Annotated in this window: 13 protein-coding genes and 2 pseudogenes; 6 read left to right on the forward strand and 9 right to left on the reverse strand. The window is 32.5% G+C overall.

From position 1 onward, the window contains the following. Positions 1 to 192 precede the first annotated feature (192 nt). Both ILS93_RS28625 and ILS93_RS03215 read left to right on the forward strand, forming a co-directional pair. Positions 193 to 357 carry a hypothetical protein gene (locus ILS93_RS28625; protein WP_241753394.1) on the forward strand — a complete coding sequence of 55 codons (165 nt, stop codon included), beginning with the start codon at positions 193 to 195 and terminating at the stop codon, positions 355 to 357. A gap of 134 nt (positions 358 to 491) precedes the next feature. After that, a pseudogene (locus tag ILS93_RS03215) lies at positions 492 to 1,091 on the forward strand (erythromycin esterase family protein); the annotation flags it as partial. 60 nt (positions 1,092 to 1,151) lie between these two features. Here the strand turns inward: ILS93_RS03215 and ILS93_RS03220 are convergent. Both ILS93_RS03220 and ILS93_RS03225 read right to left on the reverse strand, forming a co-directional pair. Further along, complete coding sequence (locus tag ILS93_RS03220) at positions 1,152 to 3,095, reverse strand: ABC transporter permease (protein ID WP_149174179.1); 1,944 nt, start codon at positions 3,093 to 3,095, stop codon at positions 1,152 to 1,154. Continuing rightward, positions 3,070 to 3,840 (reverse strand): ABC transporter ATP-binding protein, encoded by a 771-nt coding sequence (locus ILS93_RS03225; RefSeq protein WP_088048300.1) that lies wholly within the window; start codon positions 3,838 to 3,840, stop codon positions 3,070 to 3,072. Before ILS93_RS03225 ends, ILS93_RS03220 begins: the two co-directional genes overlap by 26 nt. Positions 3,841 to 4,627: 787 nt before the next feature. On the opposite strand from ILS93_RS03225, the gene blaIII reads away from it, so the two are divergent. Together blaIII and ILS93_RS29050 are read left to right on the forward strand one after the other, a co-directional pair. Continuing rightward, positions 4,628 to 5,569: a class A beta-lactamase BlaIII gene (gene blaIII, locus ILS93_RS03230; RefSeq protein ID WP_149174180.1), complete on the forward strand. Its 942-nt coding sequence runs from the start codon at positions 4,628 to 4,630 to the stop codon at positions 5,567 to 5,569. A 163-nt stretch (positions 5,570 to 5,732) separates the two neighbouring features. After that, a pseudogene (locus ILS93_RS29050) lies at positions 5,733 to 5,899 on the forward strand (IS256 family transposase); the annotation flags it as partial. Positions 5,900 to 6,130: 231 nt separating this feature from the next. Here the strand turns inward: ILS93_RS29050 and ILS93_RS03235 are convergent. The 5 genes from ILS93_RS03235 to ILS93_RS03255 all read right to left on the reverse strand — a co-directional run bounded on the left by ILS93_RS03235 (position 6,131) and on the right by ILS93_RS03255 (position 12,801). Next, positions 6,131 to 6,781 (reverse strand): RpiB/LacA/LacB family sugar-phosphate isomerase, encoded by a 651-nt coding sequence (locus ILS93_RS03235; protein ID WP_222659929.1) that lies wholly within the window; start codon positions 6,779 to 6,781, stop codon positions 6,131 to 6,133. Between the two features lie 283 nt (positions 6,782 to 7,064). Continuing rightward, the gene (locus ILS93_RS03240) at positions 7,065 to 9,026 is read right to left on the reverse strand and encodes a DUF3472 domain-containing protein (RefSeq protein WP_222659931.1); all 1,962 of its coding nucleotides are present in this window, start codon (positions 9,024 to 9,026) and stop codon (positions 7,065 to 7,067) included. A 494-nt stretch (positions 9,027 to 9,520) separates the two neighbouring features. After that, positions 9,521 to 9,949, reverse strand: coding sequence for a DUF4879 domain-containing protein (locus ILS93_RS03245; RefSeq protein WP_064475729.1), 429 nt, complete (start codon positions 9,947 to 9,949; stop codon positions 9,521 to 9,523). A 317-nt stretch (positions 9,950 to 10,266) separates the two neighbouring features. Further along, positions 10,267 to 11,031, reverse strand: coding sequence for an SDR family oxidoreductase (locus tag ILS93_RS03250; RefSeq protein WP_088048296.1), 765 nt, complete (start codon positions 11,029 to 11,031; stop codon positions 10,267 to 10,269). An 864-nt stretch (positions 11,032 to 11,895) separates the two neighbouring features. Then, positions 11,896 to 12,801, reverse strand: coding sequence for a DMT family transporter (locus tag ILS93_RS03255; RefSeq protein WP_064475731.1), 906 nt, complete (start codon positions 12,799 to 12,801; stop codon positions 11,896 to 11,898). Between the two features lie 109 nt (positions 12,802 to 12,910). Between ILS93_RS03255 and pdxR the strand changes: the two genes are divergently transcribed. Then, positions 12,911 to 14,302, forward strand: coding sequence for a MocR-like pyridoxine biosynthesis transcription factor PdxR (gene pdxR / locus ILS93_RS03260; protein WP_064475732.1), 1,392 nt, complete (start codon positions 12,911 to 12,913; stop codon positions 14,300 to 14,302). A 201-nt stretch (positions 14,303 to 14,503) separates the two neighbouring features. Here the strand turns inward: pdxR and ILS93_RS03265 are convergent, their stop codons facing one another. Then, the gene (locus ILS93_RS03265; RefSeq protein WP_064475733.1) at positions 14,504 to 15,490 is read right to left on the reverse strand and encodes a DUF4046 domain-containing protein; all 987 of its coding nucleotides are present in this window, start codon (positions 15,488 to 15,490) and stop codon (positions 14,504 to 14,506) included. Positions 15,491 to 15,716: 226 nt separating this feature from the next. On the opposite strand from ILS93_RS03265, the gene ILS93_RS03270 reads away from it, so the two are divergent. Beyond that, on the forward strand, positions 15,717 to 17,210 hold the full coding sequence (locus ILS93_RS03270) for a peptide MFS transporter (protein WP_064475734.1): 1,494 nt from the start codon (positions 15,717 to 15,719) through the stop codon (positions 17,208 to 17,210). 305 nt (positions 17,211 to 17,515) lie between these two features. Here the strand turns inward: ILS93_RS03270 and ILS93_RS03275 are convergent, their stop codons facing one another. Next, on the reverse strand, positions 17,516 to 18,349 hold the full coding sequence (locus ILS93_RS03275) for a MerR family transcriptional regulator (protein ID WP_103655993.1): 834 nt from the start codon (positions 18,347 to 18,349) through the stop codon (positions 17,516 to 17,518). Between the last annotated feature and the right edge of the window lie 175 nt (positions 18,350 to 18,524).

Here is an 18,524-nt window from a genome sequence, read left to right on the forward strand (position 1 = left end):
TTCTATGAACTTCCGTTCTTGTCGCCTACATGCTTGATATTTTGTTTATTTGTTTTTAAAATACGCATACCAAATAAACCTTGATTAGATAATAGCCCACTCCAATTTATGTATCACCTGTTGCAAATTATATGCAGTTTGTTAGGAGAAGAATGTTTAATTTTAGTTCCATCTATCCTGGGGATATACTTTTTGAAAAAACAAGGGGTATGCGAAAAATGGTCGATGATTCTTATAACACTTGTTGGTGTATTTTTGTTTGGTATGGCGCATTACTCTACCTATGAGGGGAATTTAATTCAAATTCTTTTTGTAACTTGGTCTAGGAAGATTGCCCTTCAACTGGATTGTATTTAAAGCCAATTCTATATGGGCAAGCGTAATTGCTCATGTTTTTTATGATCTACCACTGCTCCTGGTTGCATTGTTAGTTGTCCCTGCATAACGTTAATAAAGCTGTTTATTAACTAGATATATTTAAATGTAGACAAAGTATACAGATTGATGCGATTAAAACGCATTTAGATGCTTTAATGAAAGTTAAAGGAGGTATCTACTCACCTAAAATTGCAGACTACGCCACCTATATCCGAGATCAAAAAATGGCACAAAATTTTGCATGGCTCACCGAAATGCAGTATAAAAACAAAAAAATTATTGTGTGAGGGCATAATTATCATATTCGAAAACAAAATTCAAAAATGATATTAGACTTTACGAAGGTGCAGCAATACAATTATGTTGGCCCAAATATGATGGATTATCTTCCGCAACGCATCAAAGACCAAATGTACACGATTGGTGTATTTGCGTATAGTGGAAGCAGTTGGGATGATGGTAATGAAGATATTATTCCTGTACATAATGAACATGAAGAACAAAGCGTTGAAAAAATTATCAGCACGGTGGGAAGTCCCCATGTTTTTATTAACCTAAAGGGAGAAAGTAACCTACCAGAAACTTCATGGATGTTTACTCCTACTGCAGCAAGTTATTGGGGAATAAAAGATAAAGAAGAAATCATGATTCCCACAGAAAAATATGATGGCATTCTTTGGTTAGAAAAGACGACGCCTTCTGTACTGAAGTAAATACAAAAGCATCCTTACAATATAAGGATGCTTTTACTTATATTTTTATACACTCTTTTTCTATGAATACATTTTTGTATATATGCGTTTTAAATAGTGATTTCTAATAATAAGGAAGTAAATAATTTGAATACAAATAAAGCTTATTAATACAACAATTGAACTTTGAATAACGGACATTTCTTTACTTACTGTTTGTCCTAATTGATGAAACGTTAGAAATGCAAAACTACTATGAACCATAGCCACTATAATCGGTAAGAAAAATAGTAGCATCATTTGTCTTGTCACGATTTGCTTTAACTCACTTTGGCTTAATCCTAATTTTGAAATCATTTGATATTGCTCTTGATCACGTTCTAAATCAGTAAATAGACGGAAATATAAAAAGCTTAGCGTAAATACGAAAAATACAATCCCCACCATTATACTTGAGATAGAAAGTAATCCGTTTTGTTGTTTCAATTCAAGCCATCTTAAATATAAAGATGAAAACATATAATAATCCTCTTGATTCTTACCAATAATCTTCATAAGTTTAGTAGAAACTTCATTCGTTTCAGACCAATTTTTAACGATAAAACCGTATATGGTGTAATCTCGGAGTACGTTTTCTTGTTGAGCATTTTTGACCTTATTATAAACATCATCAGAGACAATAATAGGCTTTTCGATTAACGATAATTCTGGGATATAAATTGTTTTTTGCACAGAGAGTGGGACCTCTATTTCACCATGTATTATTTCAAAAGTTTTTATATCCTCCGCGCTTTTCTCGTTCTTATTTTGTCGTATAGCAATACTATCATTTTCATTTGTTAATTTCTCTATTTCATACCCTAATTGTTTTGCATATTCATTATACGTAGATACATTAATTAACGCCAATCCGTTTAGTGTCCTTTTAAATTCTGTTGCAACAAGTTTATAAGAAAATCCATATTCTTTTAATTGCTTCTTTATCTCTTCAATATGGGCTTTTTCTTGTATATTCCCCTTATCCGATCGATACGTAAATGCATATGGGGTCTCATGTTTTGCTAGTTCTGGATTTCCAATAGCTGTACAAACTCCAATTGCTGTAAAAGAAACAGCAGATATAATTGTAACGATAAAGAATGTTCTCGCATTATCTTTCATTCGATACATCAATTCTGAAATAACAAGAAGATTGGTTCTTTTAAAGAATGTAGTTTCTCTATTTTTTAAAGTATATAACACATATACACACAATTGATTAAAGAAAAAATAGGTTCCAAAAACAATTAATAAGACACCTACCCCTACAAGTAGTAATAATTGATCTAAATCCATGTAATTCACTGCAACGATACTGTGGTGAACACAGGAGTAACCTGCCCCAAATAAAATTAGGACCAACATGGATATCCAGACGGAAACTTTCGGCTCAGCTTTTGGTTTTTCCTCTGATTTTATGAGTTCTACAAGCTCATTTATTTTCATCATTTTCGATGTAAATAATGAAATAAGTAGAAATAGAACAAAAAAGGAGATAGCTGTTATTCCCATAGCCTTTAATGGAAAGTAAAATGCTAACCTATGCCCTACTCCCAATAAGGACCCAGTAACTAGTAAGAACAATTTAGAAAAAACTACCCCAAGCCCAATTCCTACTAGTATAGAAGGAATTCCAATCAACATATTTTCGAAAAAAATTAATTGATGAAGCTGCCGATGAGACATTCCATGTAACATTAATAATCCAAACTCTTTTTTTCTATTTTTTAAAAAGGCACTAACTGAATAGAAAATAAATAAGAATGAAAAGACAAAGATTAAGTAATACGATAGTTGAAATCCTATCTTCCCAAACGTACTCAATATGGTGCTTACATGAGTCAGCTCGCCTTGTAGGTTTGGATGAAAGACAAGTAAGCCATAAGTGAAGAAAATCATTACCGCAAATGTGCTACTAAAAAAATGCCCAAGATATATTCGTTTATTCCGTATAACATTATTAAATGCGAGCTGTCGAAATGTCATTTTTATTACCTCCTAACCTAGAAAGACTGTCCACAATATTTTTATAAAATAGTGGGCGATCACCGTTGCAGCAAACTTCATTGTATAACTGTCCATCTTTAATAAATATAATGCGATCACAGTAACTAGCAGCAACTGGATCGTGCGTTACTAACATCATTGTTGCCTTTTCTTCTTTATTTAATAGTGTTAATATCTCCATTACATCTTGAGAGGATTTAGAGTCTAAGTTCCCTGTCGGTTCATCGGCAAGAACTAATTTAGGAGAGTGAATGAGTGCACGGGCTATCGCTGTTCGCTGCGCTTGTCCTCCTGATATTTCATATGTTCGTTTATTTAAAATTTCGTTAATACCTAATTTTTCCGAAATAGATTCTACTCGTTTATTTATTCTTTTCACATTCATGCCATCTAATACAAGCGGAAGAACCATATTCTCTTTTACTGTTAATGTATGCAGCAGGTTAAAGGATTGAAAGACGAACCCTAATTCCTGTCTGCGAAATAAGGCCAAATCATTGACCGAAAGCTGATATGGATTTTTACTATTAATAAATACATTACCTGATGTTGGCGAGTCAATAGTAGATATCATATTCAATAACGTTGTTTTTCCACTACCCGAAGGACCCATGACCCCAACAAATTCTCCCTCTGTTATTGTTAAATTAATATTTGAAAGTGCCGTGTGTGAAACATTTCCTGTGTATTCTTTACTAAGTTCTTTTACTTCTACTATTTTCATATGAGAAATTCCCTCCATTTTTATTTACTAAGAATGAGATTTGATAACTATTGCCTTCCTACATTTTGATTTATTTAAAATACGATTAATGTACTACTCATTAATAATTTGTTTCAGCTTTTATTATTTAAGGCTGTCATACTTGGTCGAATGTATTAAGCGCTAAAATAACTTGCTATCGTACTTCAGGATTTTTAAACATGTTTCTGTTTTTCATTGTAGTAGTATGGTTGTTTTTCTCATATTGAATTATCTTTCATTTTTCTTACACGCTTGAAATGTTTCTGAAAATACAGTCTATTAGGCCGAGAAACATAATTTTTTTGAGAGATAGCATTGAGGAATTTTTCATATGCACTGGACTATTTGCTACTAGATTTCCGTATAGATTTTATTTGCAATTCATCGTATTTTCTTTACCGTTCACCAAGTTCTTCCTATTCTTAAAATGGAACAAATTTATTATTTAGAGTGTCTATTACGTGTATTCCTAAAAATATGAAAGGACATATTATTACCAAAAGTAAAGTGATGTAAAAAAGTGTGTATTGAAATACTGTATTTAAATGTTACGAGTTTAATACTTTCACAGGTGAACGATTACAAGTGTAATTAAAAAAAGAAACAATCCAAACAACGTCTGTTCATTCGTCTGAATGTTTAAATTCTGCTTAACCTATTAAAATTCAACTTCAAAAGTATTGTTATCCTATACACACTTTAAATAACATCGGTATTTAAAATACCAAAACAAAAACCATATATTCTTGAAAGAGGTTGAAAATTTATGTTCGTTTTAAACAAGTTCTTTACCATTTCACATTACAAAAAGATTGCACCTGTGGTATTACTTTCATGCGTTACATTAATAGGCTGTTCTAATAGTAATACTCCATCTGAATCACCTAAACAAACAAATCAAATTAAACAAGAAAATACTGGTAATGATTCTTTTGCTAAACTTGAAAAAGAATATAACGCTAAGCTTGGTATTTATGCACTGGACACAGGTACGAATCAAACCGTTGCTTACCATGCAAATGATCGCTTTGCATTTGCCTCTACATCTAAATCATTAGCAGCGGGAGCTCTTTTACGTCAGAACTCAATAGAAGCTCTTGATGAAAGGATTACGTATAAGCGAGAAGACCTTTCTAATTATAATCCAATTACTGAAAAGCATTTGGATACAGGAATGACGTTAAAAGAACTTGCAGATGCTTCTGTTCGATATAGTGATAGTACGGCACATAATTTAATTCTTAAAAAGTTAGGTGGTCCATCCGCATTTGAAAAAATATTGAGGGAAATTGGTGATACTGTTACTAATTCCGAGAGATTTGAACCTGAATTAAATGAAGTAAATCCAGGAGAAACACATGATACGAGTACACCAGAAGCAATCGCTAAGACGCTTCAATCTTTTACATTAGGAACTGTACTACCATCTGAGAAACGTGAACTATTAGTAGATTGGATGAAGAGAAACACAACTGGAGATAAGTTAATTCGTGCAGGCGTACCAAAAGGATGGGATGTAGCTGATAAAACTGGTGCAGGGTCTTATGGGACAAGGAATGATATTGCAATTATTTGGCCACCAAATAAAAAGCCAATTGTTCTTGCCATCCTTTCTAATCATGATAAAGAAGATGCAGAATACGATGATAAACTTATTGCAGACACAACCAAAGTCGTGTTAGATACTTTAAAAGCTACGAATAAATAATCATCGATTATTGGAGAGTGTAATATAAACCGTGTAAATAACCTACTATCCTAGATAGAGGGGCGCTTCACGGTTTTTCTTTTTCTAAAATTACTATGAGGAAATGGTTACACTTATTGTTAGATAGAAAAGAGATCCAAAATCCGTAAATTTAGCTCAATCAATTTTTAAAGCTTACCAATCGGAAACTGTTGAAGATATGTAAGAGGCTTTGAAAGACGTTGTTGGACCTATGTTTGAGGCAATGGTTCAAGGCGAAATGAATCACCTTCTTGGTTTAGATTTAAACTCAAAAAGTGAAAAGAACAGGAAAATCGTCGTAATGGATATCCACACTTTGGATACCTAAAGTACCACAAACCTTGCGGTTATTTAGTAGCACTCCGTATCCAACCTCACTTTCATCCCATGCCTAAAGGCGATGGGCTTTTTCGTTGGAGAAGGACTGTAAAAGAACCCCAAAACAAATGGAATGGCAGTCATATTCCCCAATTGGCCAATGGTATTGAATCAACTTATGGTTAACATTAAAATTGCCAAACTTATTAAAAAATACAGTATTTATCTACCGTGATTTAAATCCGTCCTTTGTTCGATAAAAAACTTTGATATATCTGTGTTGGTGCCATTCCGCAAGAGGAATTCCACTAAATCTTGTTTTTGAAGAACAGGATTAATAACTGCTACATCTAACTGACTCAGAATCTGAACGATGCCATGATGTGAAACACTCTTGATTGTTTTAAAAAGTTCTGCATCACGTTTCTTTCGTTCGGCGGATTCTTGAGGATACCCAGTATTGAACGGTTCTTCAAAAAGTTTCTCAAGCGTGAAGCGAAGATTTAGTTCGCCCGCCCAACCGAAATTCAATCCAAGTGGCAGTGATGCACAGTTTCCGTTATTTATCCTACCAAACAGAAACGCATCTGTTGGAGTTGGCAGATAACCACTAATGACATTCGGAAGTATATTACAGGCAATCGACATACCAACACCGCTACTACATCCAGTGACGAAAAAATCAACTGCACCTGAGTTTAAAAGTAGACCAACAGCTAAGGACACTTGGATATAGCTTAACTCCGATTCCTCAATAGTAACGCCGAAATTCAACACTTCATATCCATGCTTCGCCACAGCCCTTTTTGTTTCTTCAAATATCAGTTCATTTTTGCTAGTTTGGGTACTTGCTTGTATCACAGCTATCTTCATTCTTTCACGACCTTTCGATTTAATTATTACACAAGCCGAAAGTCAAAAGTCAAAAGAAGATAAATAAGATAAAACTAATCTTAATATTTGCTATTCTATTTGTTCATTTCAAAAACTTACACATATTTTTTGACAATTCCGGTTATTATTTTCTATTTTTCCATCACAGTATTGTGATGCTTTTTATGTATTTTGAGAAGTATTGGCCATTTGATGTTACAGAAACTGTTATTCTTCCATTTCTATAGAAAAAGTTGGGGATTCCCCCAACTTTTTTATACATCTATTTTCTTATTAATCCTGTGGATGTGACCTGATATGTTCTTTTCTTACCTATATATTCCTGTTTTCCATTCTCAAGGTTAGTTAAAGTCGCTCGCGTTTTTTCCTTTGCTGCTTCCCCTTCTATATGAGTAAATTCTATATAATCTCCCACTTTTATAGGTACTGTTTGGGTTTCAGCATTTTGTTGTCTATTTCCCATGATTTCCTTATTGTACATAACGCTACCGGATGAGCCTTGGACTTTAATACTTGCATATGTACTATTAAAGTAAGAATGCGGTACGCCAGCTTCTAATTTGATTTTCAGCTCTTCTGCTGTTTTATTATAATCTACTTTTGCAATTTCTCGATCACTATATCCTTTTAATGACCATGCAAATTGTTTTCCATCTAGAATTGTTGTCTCTGGCATTTTTTCAACTTTCTTTAATCCCTCTTTAGTAACCAGATACCTTGCTGTCTTTCCAATAGTCTCATTTTTGTTATTTTCAAGATTCGTTAATGTTGCGCGTGTCTTTTCCTTTACTGCGTCTCCTTCTATATGAGTTAATTCAATGTAATCCCCCACTTTTACAGACACAGTTTGGCTTTCGGTATTTTGTTGTCTATTCCCCACGATTTCCTTATTGTATAATACGCTACCAGATGAGTTTTGGACCTTAATACTTGCATATGTGCTATTGAAGTAAGAATGCGGTACACCAGCTTCTAATTTGATTTTCAACTCTTCTGCCGCCTTATTATAATCTACTTTTGCAATTTCTCGATCACTATATCCTTTTAGGGACCATGCAAATTGGTTCCCTACTAAAATATCAGAATTTCCATTTGTAATTCCTACTTTTTTCTCTACAGTTCGATCAAATATGTCTGTTAATGTAATTTTGGCAAAAGCCGTTTGAGGTAATTGCATAGTTTGACTTATCTCAGTTTCGTAGGACTTAATATTATCAATTACTTTCAAAGGTTGTCCCATTAACTTTTCATTGTCATAGATTTCAATTTTCCCTTTAAATTGTGGAGTACTTTGTTCTTTCAATTTCCAAGAAACATTTAATTTCTCATCTTCAAAGCGAATATTTTGAATATCAAAATCTAAAATTCCCATTTCTGGTTGACTAGGCTGATTTAGATTGAAACTTTTTCCAGTACCAATAGTTGATTGAGTATTTCCTCCTGCCTTAACCCAGAGATATTCTGAAGTTGCACCTCCATCGTATTGATAGGACGTATCATGTTGCCCAGAGATACGCTGATTATTCCAAGAATTCCATTGTTGATCTGAAACTTTTCTGCTGTATCCATTTTTAAGGCGTGCTTCTCTTACATCTTGTCCATTACCAGCCCAGTCCTCTTGAAACATCGATAGACCATAGTTAAATGCAACATTTGCAACTGGATGATCCATAATAGCAACTAACTTCCATTGATTTAATTTATTATCTTTTATCCATTGGCCAAACTTTGTATGGCCATCTTCTTGCCAAGAACGTAGAGTCATTCGATACCATTCACTATCTTTCCAATTATAAGTTGTTTGTACCTTCAGACCTGTTCCTTCTCCACCAAATCTACCGGCTTCTGAAGTCGGCGATAAATATTCAGCTTTTATTGCTTGGTTTGATGCTATTGGATCCCAAAGCGCAAAATGAAGAGTACGTTTACCGGTTTGATCAAAGCCACTTTGTTGTTGGAAGCCAGCATAACCACCACCCTCTCCCCCCTGATTCCAGTTATGCACAGCCCAATACGTATAAGGTGCTGTTTGGACTGGTGACCAGTCTATGCTAATGATATCTGAAGCAGCAGTATTTTGTGGTGTTACATAAACCGATGGAGCATGAGATCGGATTGCTGCCTCTGTACTAGAAATTGGTGCTCCATACATTGACATCATGGTGCAAGCCGCAGTAATTATAACAATCTTTTTTAGTCTTCTATTTGTTTTTTCTTTAAACATAACTTCCTATCTCCTTTTAAATTATTTTAGTTACATTGAATAATAACGATGTACATACTATTAAACAAATTATGTAAAAAAATAACATTAGCTATATTACCTAGTTATGTTTAATGTTTTTTTCACTACTATTACTAATTAAATTATAGTATTTAGTAAGAAAATCGTATGATTTGTGACTAAATGTTGGCTAAAAATATTATAAAAATTCATAAATATATAGTTTTAGATTTTTATGCTGAAAGACTCCTTTGATATTTCATGATTTTTCAATAGATTTATTTCCTTAATTACTCGCGCTATTGACTATAAATTTGTTTACGGAAATAACATTATGTAAACATACATCGTGATAATTAGATAAAATAGCTTATCAATTTGCACGTGTCTTTTCAATAGATTAAAAGAGCCCACAAAAAACGTAGACTCCTTTAATTACCTAAACATTAAATATTGCAACCGACCAAAAATTAACATTAAATTCTTCTGTTAGCTTATTTAATATTTAATGAAGTAGATAATGTATTCCAAGGTGTATTTGTAGATGTGTTTTGATATTTGAATTGTCCATTTTGTTGTCCCGAAGCATCCCATTTATATTCCCATCCATCAACTGTTCTATCACCATTAATATCAATCATCTTAGAATCTACTTTTTTTAGTTTTTGACCACTCATTTGAGCAATCGGATTTCTACCATATCCCATTTCATTTGTATAAATGTATAAATAGCTTCCTCCATGATCTTTAACTGTACTAAAATTGTTTGGACCGATAAATTCAACTCCGCCTAATTGAGATTCAACTTTTACTACATTTAATGATGTTAATGGTGGTGCAGGTGCCGCAGATACATCTGTCGCTATGCCAACTGTTGCCCCCACTACTAATGACGAAACCCCTAGGATCATCCTTTTTAGCATACAATCATCCCCTTTATATTTAATACAAATTGATTCTATCATACTAATTTCATATACTTTCTTCCCTGTGAAAGAGTTAACAAAAAGTACCTATTTATATATGAAATTGTGCATATTCATTGCATTTTTACTATTTGCACTTATCATTAATCCTACTACAGCATAATTGGTTCTCTACCTTTATGGACTTTCAACACTTGGACTCGTTTCAAGGTGGCTTTTGTAAGAGCTAATAAATGGTGCGTAGTTCGGTTATTTAGCAAATAAAAAATAAAGTTGCAAATCCAACTCTATTTAAGCCGGCTTTTCTTCTAGCATTATAAGCAAGATCCACCACTTGCATCGATTAACTCACCAGTTATCCAACGGCTGTCTGATGAAGAAAGAAAACCTACAATATCAGCTATATCATTAGGTTCTCCCCACCTATTAAAAGTCGATAAACCTACAGCATATTTTTGGCCATCTTTATTCCTCAATGTCTCAGCGTTCATTTCTGTATTAATTATACCCGGGAGAATTGCATTTACTGTAATACCACGAGCACCAAGTTGTTGTGCTAAAGTATGAGTGAGTGTATTAATTGCCCCCTTAGATATACTGTAGGCAAAAACACTTGGGGTGGCTACTCGTGTAACAAATGATGAAATATTGATAATCCTTCCTCCATCTTTTAAACGTGGCAAAGCCTTTTGAATAATGAAAAATGGAGCCTTCACATTAATATTCATAACCTCATCAAAAGACTCCTCTGTAGATTCCTCTAACGTTAAAATCTGCCCAATTCCAGCATTGTTTACAAGAATATCAAATGTAGTATTACCTATATGTTTTTGAAGAGATTGATCCATCATTAAATACAAGTTATTAATGCCGTTAAAAGTACTTAAATCTGCACTGATTGCAAATGCGGCACCGCCATCTTGTTTAATTTTATCCACTATACTTTCTGCTTCTTCTTTTCTTTTACTATAGTGAACTACAACTAACGCACCAGCCTGTGCCAAATGTAAGGCAATACTTCGTCCTATTCCCCTACTAGCCCCTGTTACTAATGCAACTTTCCCCTTCAATTTATTCATCTCATCATCCCCTTGTTTAAAATTCTACTTAGTTATATCACAGGATACTCTTTGAAATGTTGCTCTCTAATTTGGTTTCCTTAAAGGACCAAGATTGTATTGATACTAATTTTATTTAATACTAAACAGCTAATTTTCTTTTTATGCTATAGTGCACCCATATCCGTTAAGCTAGGAAAAGTGAATACCACCAACAAAGAAAAGTATTATTTTTAGATTGTAGTACCTGAAAAATATCTAGTTTCTAAACCTTTGTTAAGTAGCCTCGATGAGCAATTATACAAAACCAATAATGAAAAAAGGATCTGATATGAATATCAAATCCTTTTTTACTATGTATAATTATTTCACCGCTTCTCTTAATTTTTTTCAGCTTTAAATGCCGGTACTTTAGAATCAACAATTCACATTTCTGCAACATTATTATATAGGGTTTTAACGAATTATATGTTAGACTTATTATATTCCAAGAAGTCCTTTACTTTTAGAATCGACAATTCTTGAATACCCTTAGACTTGCCCTACGTCCTCTGTAGGGCTTTTTCGATTAACAAACGTATTTACTTCTTGTACGCTCCCTGAATTTTATCTCCACTATTATGTATCCACTCAATCTAAAATTTTTTTAAAAATAAAAGTTTAAAAAAAGGGTATGAAATAATATATATTAAATCAAACGGATAATATGCTATATTTGCAAAAAGCTGATACATAATTTCTTTAGATTTGAAAAAACAAATCCCTATCTGTCCATTTTTGGATCGTCTTATAATGTCTTTTTTTCAAAAGAACGTACACAATTCATACATAAAAAACAAAAAGAATATGGGCTCTATTTTCAAATCCATTATACTTATTCCTTTCTTAATTAACCCTTTTTAGTGTTAATTTCGGATCTTGCTTTTGAGTTCTAAACCCTAATGCAATAGCAGCTCCAATACAGCTAGAAAAACAACCAACAAACAAATACGGGGATGGATCTGACTCACCGATTAAAACGGAAGCTATTCCTCCAATTACAGGGAATAGCGCCACCATATACCCACTTCGAGCTCCTCCGATTTTTTCTACAAGCTTCAAATAGAATAACCATGCTACAAAAGAAGCAAACAGAGTTAAATATAGCAACATACATACATATGAAAACGATGTGGGAAACGTAAATTTTTCCCCTTGAAATAATACAATTCCCCCCATCAATATACTACCTACTGTAAATCCAATTGTATTTGCATAGATAGGATTCACCTTGTGTTTTGCATTTCGTGCCGAGCTCGCATCACCTATTGCTGTAAGAAGCGTACCTAAGATTGCGACCATAATTCCTTTTATATCATTAAAACCTTGAAAATTATTTAAATTCGGATAGATGAGAATGCATACTCCTAATACACCTAAAATTCCTCCAACCAAAACGCGTGAATGTAACTTTTCTTTTAAAAAAATTCGAAGAGCGATTGGGGTCAAAATCACCTTTAATGAAAAAATTAACGTTACAATTGCCGCAGAACTTAAAATTGTAGCGTAATAAAGGCATAAATAGCTTAATGCAAAGTTACATACACCAAAAATCATTATAAATGGAATATCTTTTTTTGTTGGCATCCCTCTTGGGCGAAGGAACCAAATAAGAATCAAAAATAAAAAAGCTGTCATAACCAAACGATAAGTTAAGGATAGTTCTAAGCTGACAGGAGTTCCTTGAATTTTTACCGCAATAAAGTTGATTCCCCATACAATCAAACAAAATATGTACATAAATATTGTCATAAACTTTCTCCTAGATTAAATTTTGTATGAATTCATTATTTATTTATACTGTCATTTCTAAAAGGGACAGTTTACAATAAATACAAATGACAGATGAGGTGTTCCAATAATGAAGGAACTAATATTTAATATAAATCGAAAAAGTGAAAATCCTATGTATCAACAAGTTTATCAATATATACGAACTCAGATTTTATCTGGAAAATTAGAAAAAGGTAAAAAGTTGCCATCAATTAGACAACTTGCTATCCAATTAGAGGTCAGCAGAAACACAACTCAGGTTGCCTATGAACAATTACAATCAGAAGGATATATTCGAAGTGAGAACAAAAAAGGATTTTTTGTAGAGGCTATTATATCGGATGAAACACTAAATTTTCAACCTATCAGAGAACCGCATCATGAAACAAAGCATACTGCCATGAAAACTATTGATTTTAAGATTGGGACAGTGGATCAAGAAAACTTCCCTTTGAAAAAATGGAGAATGATTACTAACAAAATTATTAAAGACTCTAGCATGTTTTCATACGGAGAAAAGCAAGGCGACATTAAATTAAGGAAAGCACTAGCAGATTACTTATTTCAATCAAGAGGAGTTAATACTTCTACAGAACAAATTATTATTGGTAGTAGCACACAACATTTGTTATTACTTTTGTCACTGATGTTAAAGCAAGACTATAATTATCTGGCCGTAGAAGACCCTGGATATAACATGGCAAGGGAACTTTTTTTTCTTCAATCATTTATTATTGATCCAATTCCTGTAAAAGAACGAGGTATCCAAGTCGATCTACTTTTAAAATCGCCTTCTAGACTTTTATATGTGACTCCTACTCATCACTTTCCGTATGGGGTGACTATCCCTGTCAATGAAAGACTAAAGTTAATTGAATGGGCCAAAAAGATGGAAGGCTATATTATCGAGGATGATTATGATAGTGAATTTCGATATATCCATCAACCTATACCGTCTCTTCAAAGTTTGGATTCTAATGATAGGGTGGTTTATTTAGGAACTTTTTCAAAGGCACTCCTCCCCTCTGTCCGTGTCAGTTATATGGTTTTGCCTAAGCGGCTAATTAATGAATATAAAAAGATACTCCCTTTACTTGAACAAACATCCTCATCTATTCATCAGCAAACATTGGCAACTTTTATGGATGAAGGATATTGGTACTCGCACTTAAGAAAGATGAAAGCTTTGTATAAACGTAAAATGAATCTATTAAATAAGGAATTATCAAAGCACTTTAAGGAATATGTCAAGATTAAAGGTGGTAGCTCCGGCATTTTCGTTATTATTGAAGTGAAAACAAAAATGAGTGAAAAAATGCTAATTGAAAGAGCACATAATCACGGCATTATAGTATATCCTTGTTCAAAATATTTCTCAGAATATTCACCAGAATATCCGCATATTCAACTTGGATTTGGTAATTTATCTGAGGAAGAGATAATAAAAGGAGTATCTGAATTAGCAAAAATTTGGTTCTAATAGGAAAAGAGATAGAACAATTAATGAATGATTTTATTTAATTACGAATAGAAATCCCTCTAGTATTTTGAAATTTTTACACAAAGTGATATTTTACTTTTATATATATAAAAAAGACACCTTTAAGGTGTCTTCCTCCAAATTAATAACCGAATGTTATATCATAAACTTTCTCAATTATTATGAATTTAAACATTACTTTTAAATATATCCTTTTAACATATTTTTTGAGAAACGATTAGGATATAGAGCAATAAGCATTTCATATGGACTTCCTTTCCAATAGCGTTTTAACGGTGTCCATAATTTTTGTTTTATTAGCCATTTTTGATTAAATACTTTTAATAGCTGTTTTTCATCCAATTTTTCTTTTTCTTCAATAGTCCACCTTAACGCCTCTAATGCTTTACGTTTAGACCAATATCCAACAGGAGTAACTTTAAATTCCCATTCTTTAAAACGGTCTCTATACAAATCATTAATCATTCTGAACGGACTATTCCCCCAAAACATTTGACATACTGATGCTAATCCATGGGTTTTTAACCACTTTATATTGTATATATCAAGCAATTGTTTAGGAGTTACTCTCTCTTTTTCTTCAATGGTCCATTTCAATGCTTCTAATGCTTTTTCTTTAGTCCAGAAGTTATTAGGAGTCATACCAAATTCCCATTCTTTAAAACGCCTTGGATAAAGATCATTAATCATTGCATACGGGCTACTATTCCAATACATAGCCAGAGGTGCACTAAGCTTATTTTGTTTCAACCATTTTTTCCCGTATACTCCTAAAATCTTTTCTTGTGAAAGGCCCTCTTTTTCCTCAATAATCCATTTCAAAATTGTTAATGCTTTTTCTTTAGTCCAAAAATTTAAAGGAGTCATACCAAATTCCCATTCTTTGAACTGATTTGGATACAAATCATTAATTGCTTTAAACGGGCTATTTTCATACCTATGTTTGAGTAATCCTCGTAGCCTATACTTTACAAGTAATTTAGTGTTCCATTTTATTCTTATGTCTTCCTTATTCCATTTTAAAATACTGTAAAGCAAATATGTTATTACCCTCCGCGCCATTTTATTATCTTTATCTTCTTTCCATGTATTTGGAGGGAATTTATTTCTTTTTCCATCTAATATTTCCTGATAAATATCTTCTATAGCAACTTCTTTCATTAACAATATATAAATCCTCCTACATTTTGTATTAATATTTATACACTATCATCATTTTCAATCAATATATCTATATTAAATAATATAATTAAAACCCAAATTAAAATCAACACAAAATTTGTTTTTTATAAAAATTCTAATAATTAAATAAGTAAATTTTTATTTTAATTTTCTAATTATTAGTTTATACTAATTTAGTATTGTTATATTTAAATATAAGGAGTGCATTCGTATGGAGAAGCTTAGTAAAAGTGATATTATTCGTACTGTTCCGCAAAGCGGTTTTTTCGGACACCCTAAGGGGCTGTTTACCCTATTCTTTACAGAGTTTTGGGAGCGATTCTCTTACTATGGGATGAGAGCAATATTACTTTACTATATGTATTATTCAATCTCACAAGGTGGTTTAGGGATGGATCATGCGACCGCAGCGTCAATTATGGCCATCTATGGATCTCTCGTTTACATGTCTGGCATTATTGGTGGCTGGATTGCAGATCGTCTATTAGGTTCAAGTAGAACGATTTTTTGGGGTGGAGTTTTAATTATGATAGGTCACCTGATTTTAGCACTACCAGGGACTATAAGTACTTTATTCATATCTATGGTGTTTTTAGTACTTGGTACAGGTTTATTAAAACCTAATGTATCTAGCATTGTTGGTGATTTATATAGTGAAACAGATACTCGACGTGACTCAGGTTTCAGTATTTTCTATATGGGTATTAATTTAGGAGCTCTTTTATCTCCTTTTATTATAGGGACACTTGGTCAAAAGTATAACTTCCACCTAGGTTTTGGTGTTGCTGCAATTGGTATGCTATTAGGCTTAATTATTTTCGTTCTTACAAAAAAGAAAAATCTTGGTTTAGCAGGAACACAAGTACCAAATCCTTTAACAGACATCGAAAGAAAAAAAGTTATTATACAGTTTAGTATTGGTACAATAGCTATAGTACTATTTTGTATTTTAACGATACCAACAGGTATTTTAACTATTAATAGATTCACTTTATTAGTAAGTATCTTAGGTATTCTCATTCCAACTGGTTACTTTATTTTTATGTATCGTAGCCCGAAAACTACAAAAATTGAAAAGTCTCGTTTAATTGCTTACATACCATTATTTATAGCTGCTACAATGTTTTGGGCCATTCAAGAACAAGGAGCTATCATTTTAGCTTCTTATGCTGATCAGCGTACTCAATTAAAATTGGCCGGGATTGAACTTCAATCTTCATGGTTTCAATCATTAAACCCAATTTATATTGTTTTGTTAGCACCAGTATTTGCTTGGTTATGGATAAAGCTTAATTCACGTCAACCAAGTACGGCTAATAAATTTGCTATTGGTTTACTATTTGCTGGTTTATCCTTCTTAGTTATGATTATCCCTGCATATATCCATGGTACAGAATCCCTTGTAAGCCCTATGTGGTTAGCGATTAGCTTCCTATTAGTAGTAATCGGGGAACTTTGTTTATCACCTGTAGGTCTATCAATTACAACCAAATTAGCACCAGCTGCCTTCTCTGCTCAAACAATGAGTCTGTGGTTCTTAACTAGTGCAGCTGCACAAGCTATAAATGCTCAAATAGTTCGATTATATAATCCTGAAACAGAAATTATTTATTTCGGTGCAATTGGTGGCCTTTCAATCATTTTAAGTGTAATTTTATATTTTATGGCCCCAAAGATTCAAGTTTTAATGAAAGGCATAAAATAAAAAAAACTGTGCTAAAAACTTGTTATAATGCGGGTTTTTATGCACAGTTTTTTTGAATGACTATTTAGATTTTTCTATATGTAACATTCCAAAATATTTATCGTTTAAATTAACCCCCGCATAATGTAAAATTAATTCCACTTTTCAGTGCTCCGTCCTATCGAAATGTGTGCTTTTCATGCTTTATATTCTACTAGCAATGTATTTTTGTATTTAATCGTCGATTATAGTTTGTAAAATGCGGACATTTTTTACTGAGCCGATTTTTACGCCTTCCTTGTAAATAGTGTTGAATATATAAATGCTTACTTCTTTTGGTGTTTTGATTTTTCTTCAACAGGAATCTGCATATTCATAATTATCTGTCCTTCTGAATAAAACAGATTCAATTCATGTAAATCTGATTCAATTACATTACATGATCTAAACTGTAAACCATTTCTCTCTATATAGTCTGTAATATTTGTATATATTTGATGTCGTACTTCATCGATATGCTCTTCTGTACATACGTAATCAACACAAAGATAATTACCTGCAGGTATACTAAGAATATCAACATGCTCTATCTCTGTATCATTCAAAACAGGATAATAAACTGATAGTCCCAGATCATCATTGAATAAATTCTTAATAGGACACATTGTTATAAATTGTTCTTGAAAAAATTCACCTTGCTTAAAAATAGAACGGAATTTATCAAAAAAGGATTTTACACTATTAAAATCTTCTCCTTTGATGTGATAATATTTTCTTTCCTCAAAATAGACACTCTGAATTTCATTGAAGTTTTTACTTCTATTTTGTAGGAGATCGAGGATCCTAGTAATTTTCTTTTGCATTTCCATATATCGATAAATTTCAGTTTCAATTTCATCTTTTTTGTTCTGTAAGATATTTATATTGTTTATTATTTTCCTCTTATTTATTACTAAATCAATTTCTTCAATTGAAAAACCTATATCTTTACAAAAGAAGATTTGGCTAATTCTCTGTAGTTCTTCATTTCCATAAAGCCTATACTTATTTTTACCTACCTTTGGCTGAACTAATCCTTTTTCTTCATAGAATCGAAGTGTTTCTTTCGTTGTATTAAAAATCTTAATTACATCACTTTTAGTTAACTTATAGCTATCCATCTAATTATATTGCCTCCTATTAAGGAATAATATTTATACTATAAACTATGTGGTTACTTCATAGTCAATAAATAAAAAGAAATTCTTTTCACACCAAAAATGGTCGTTTAAGGAACCCTCCTAACTCGCGGTAAACTTAAGTTTTTCAACTTAGAAAATCCTTAGCGTACGAAAT

Source organism: Bacillus sp. 16GRE42, assembly GCF_019837435.1.
Lineage (GTDB): Bacteria > Bacillota > Bacilli > Bacillales > Bacillaceae_G > Bacillus_A > Bacillus_A wiedmannii.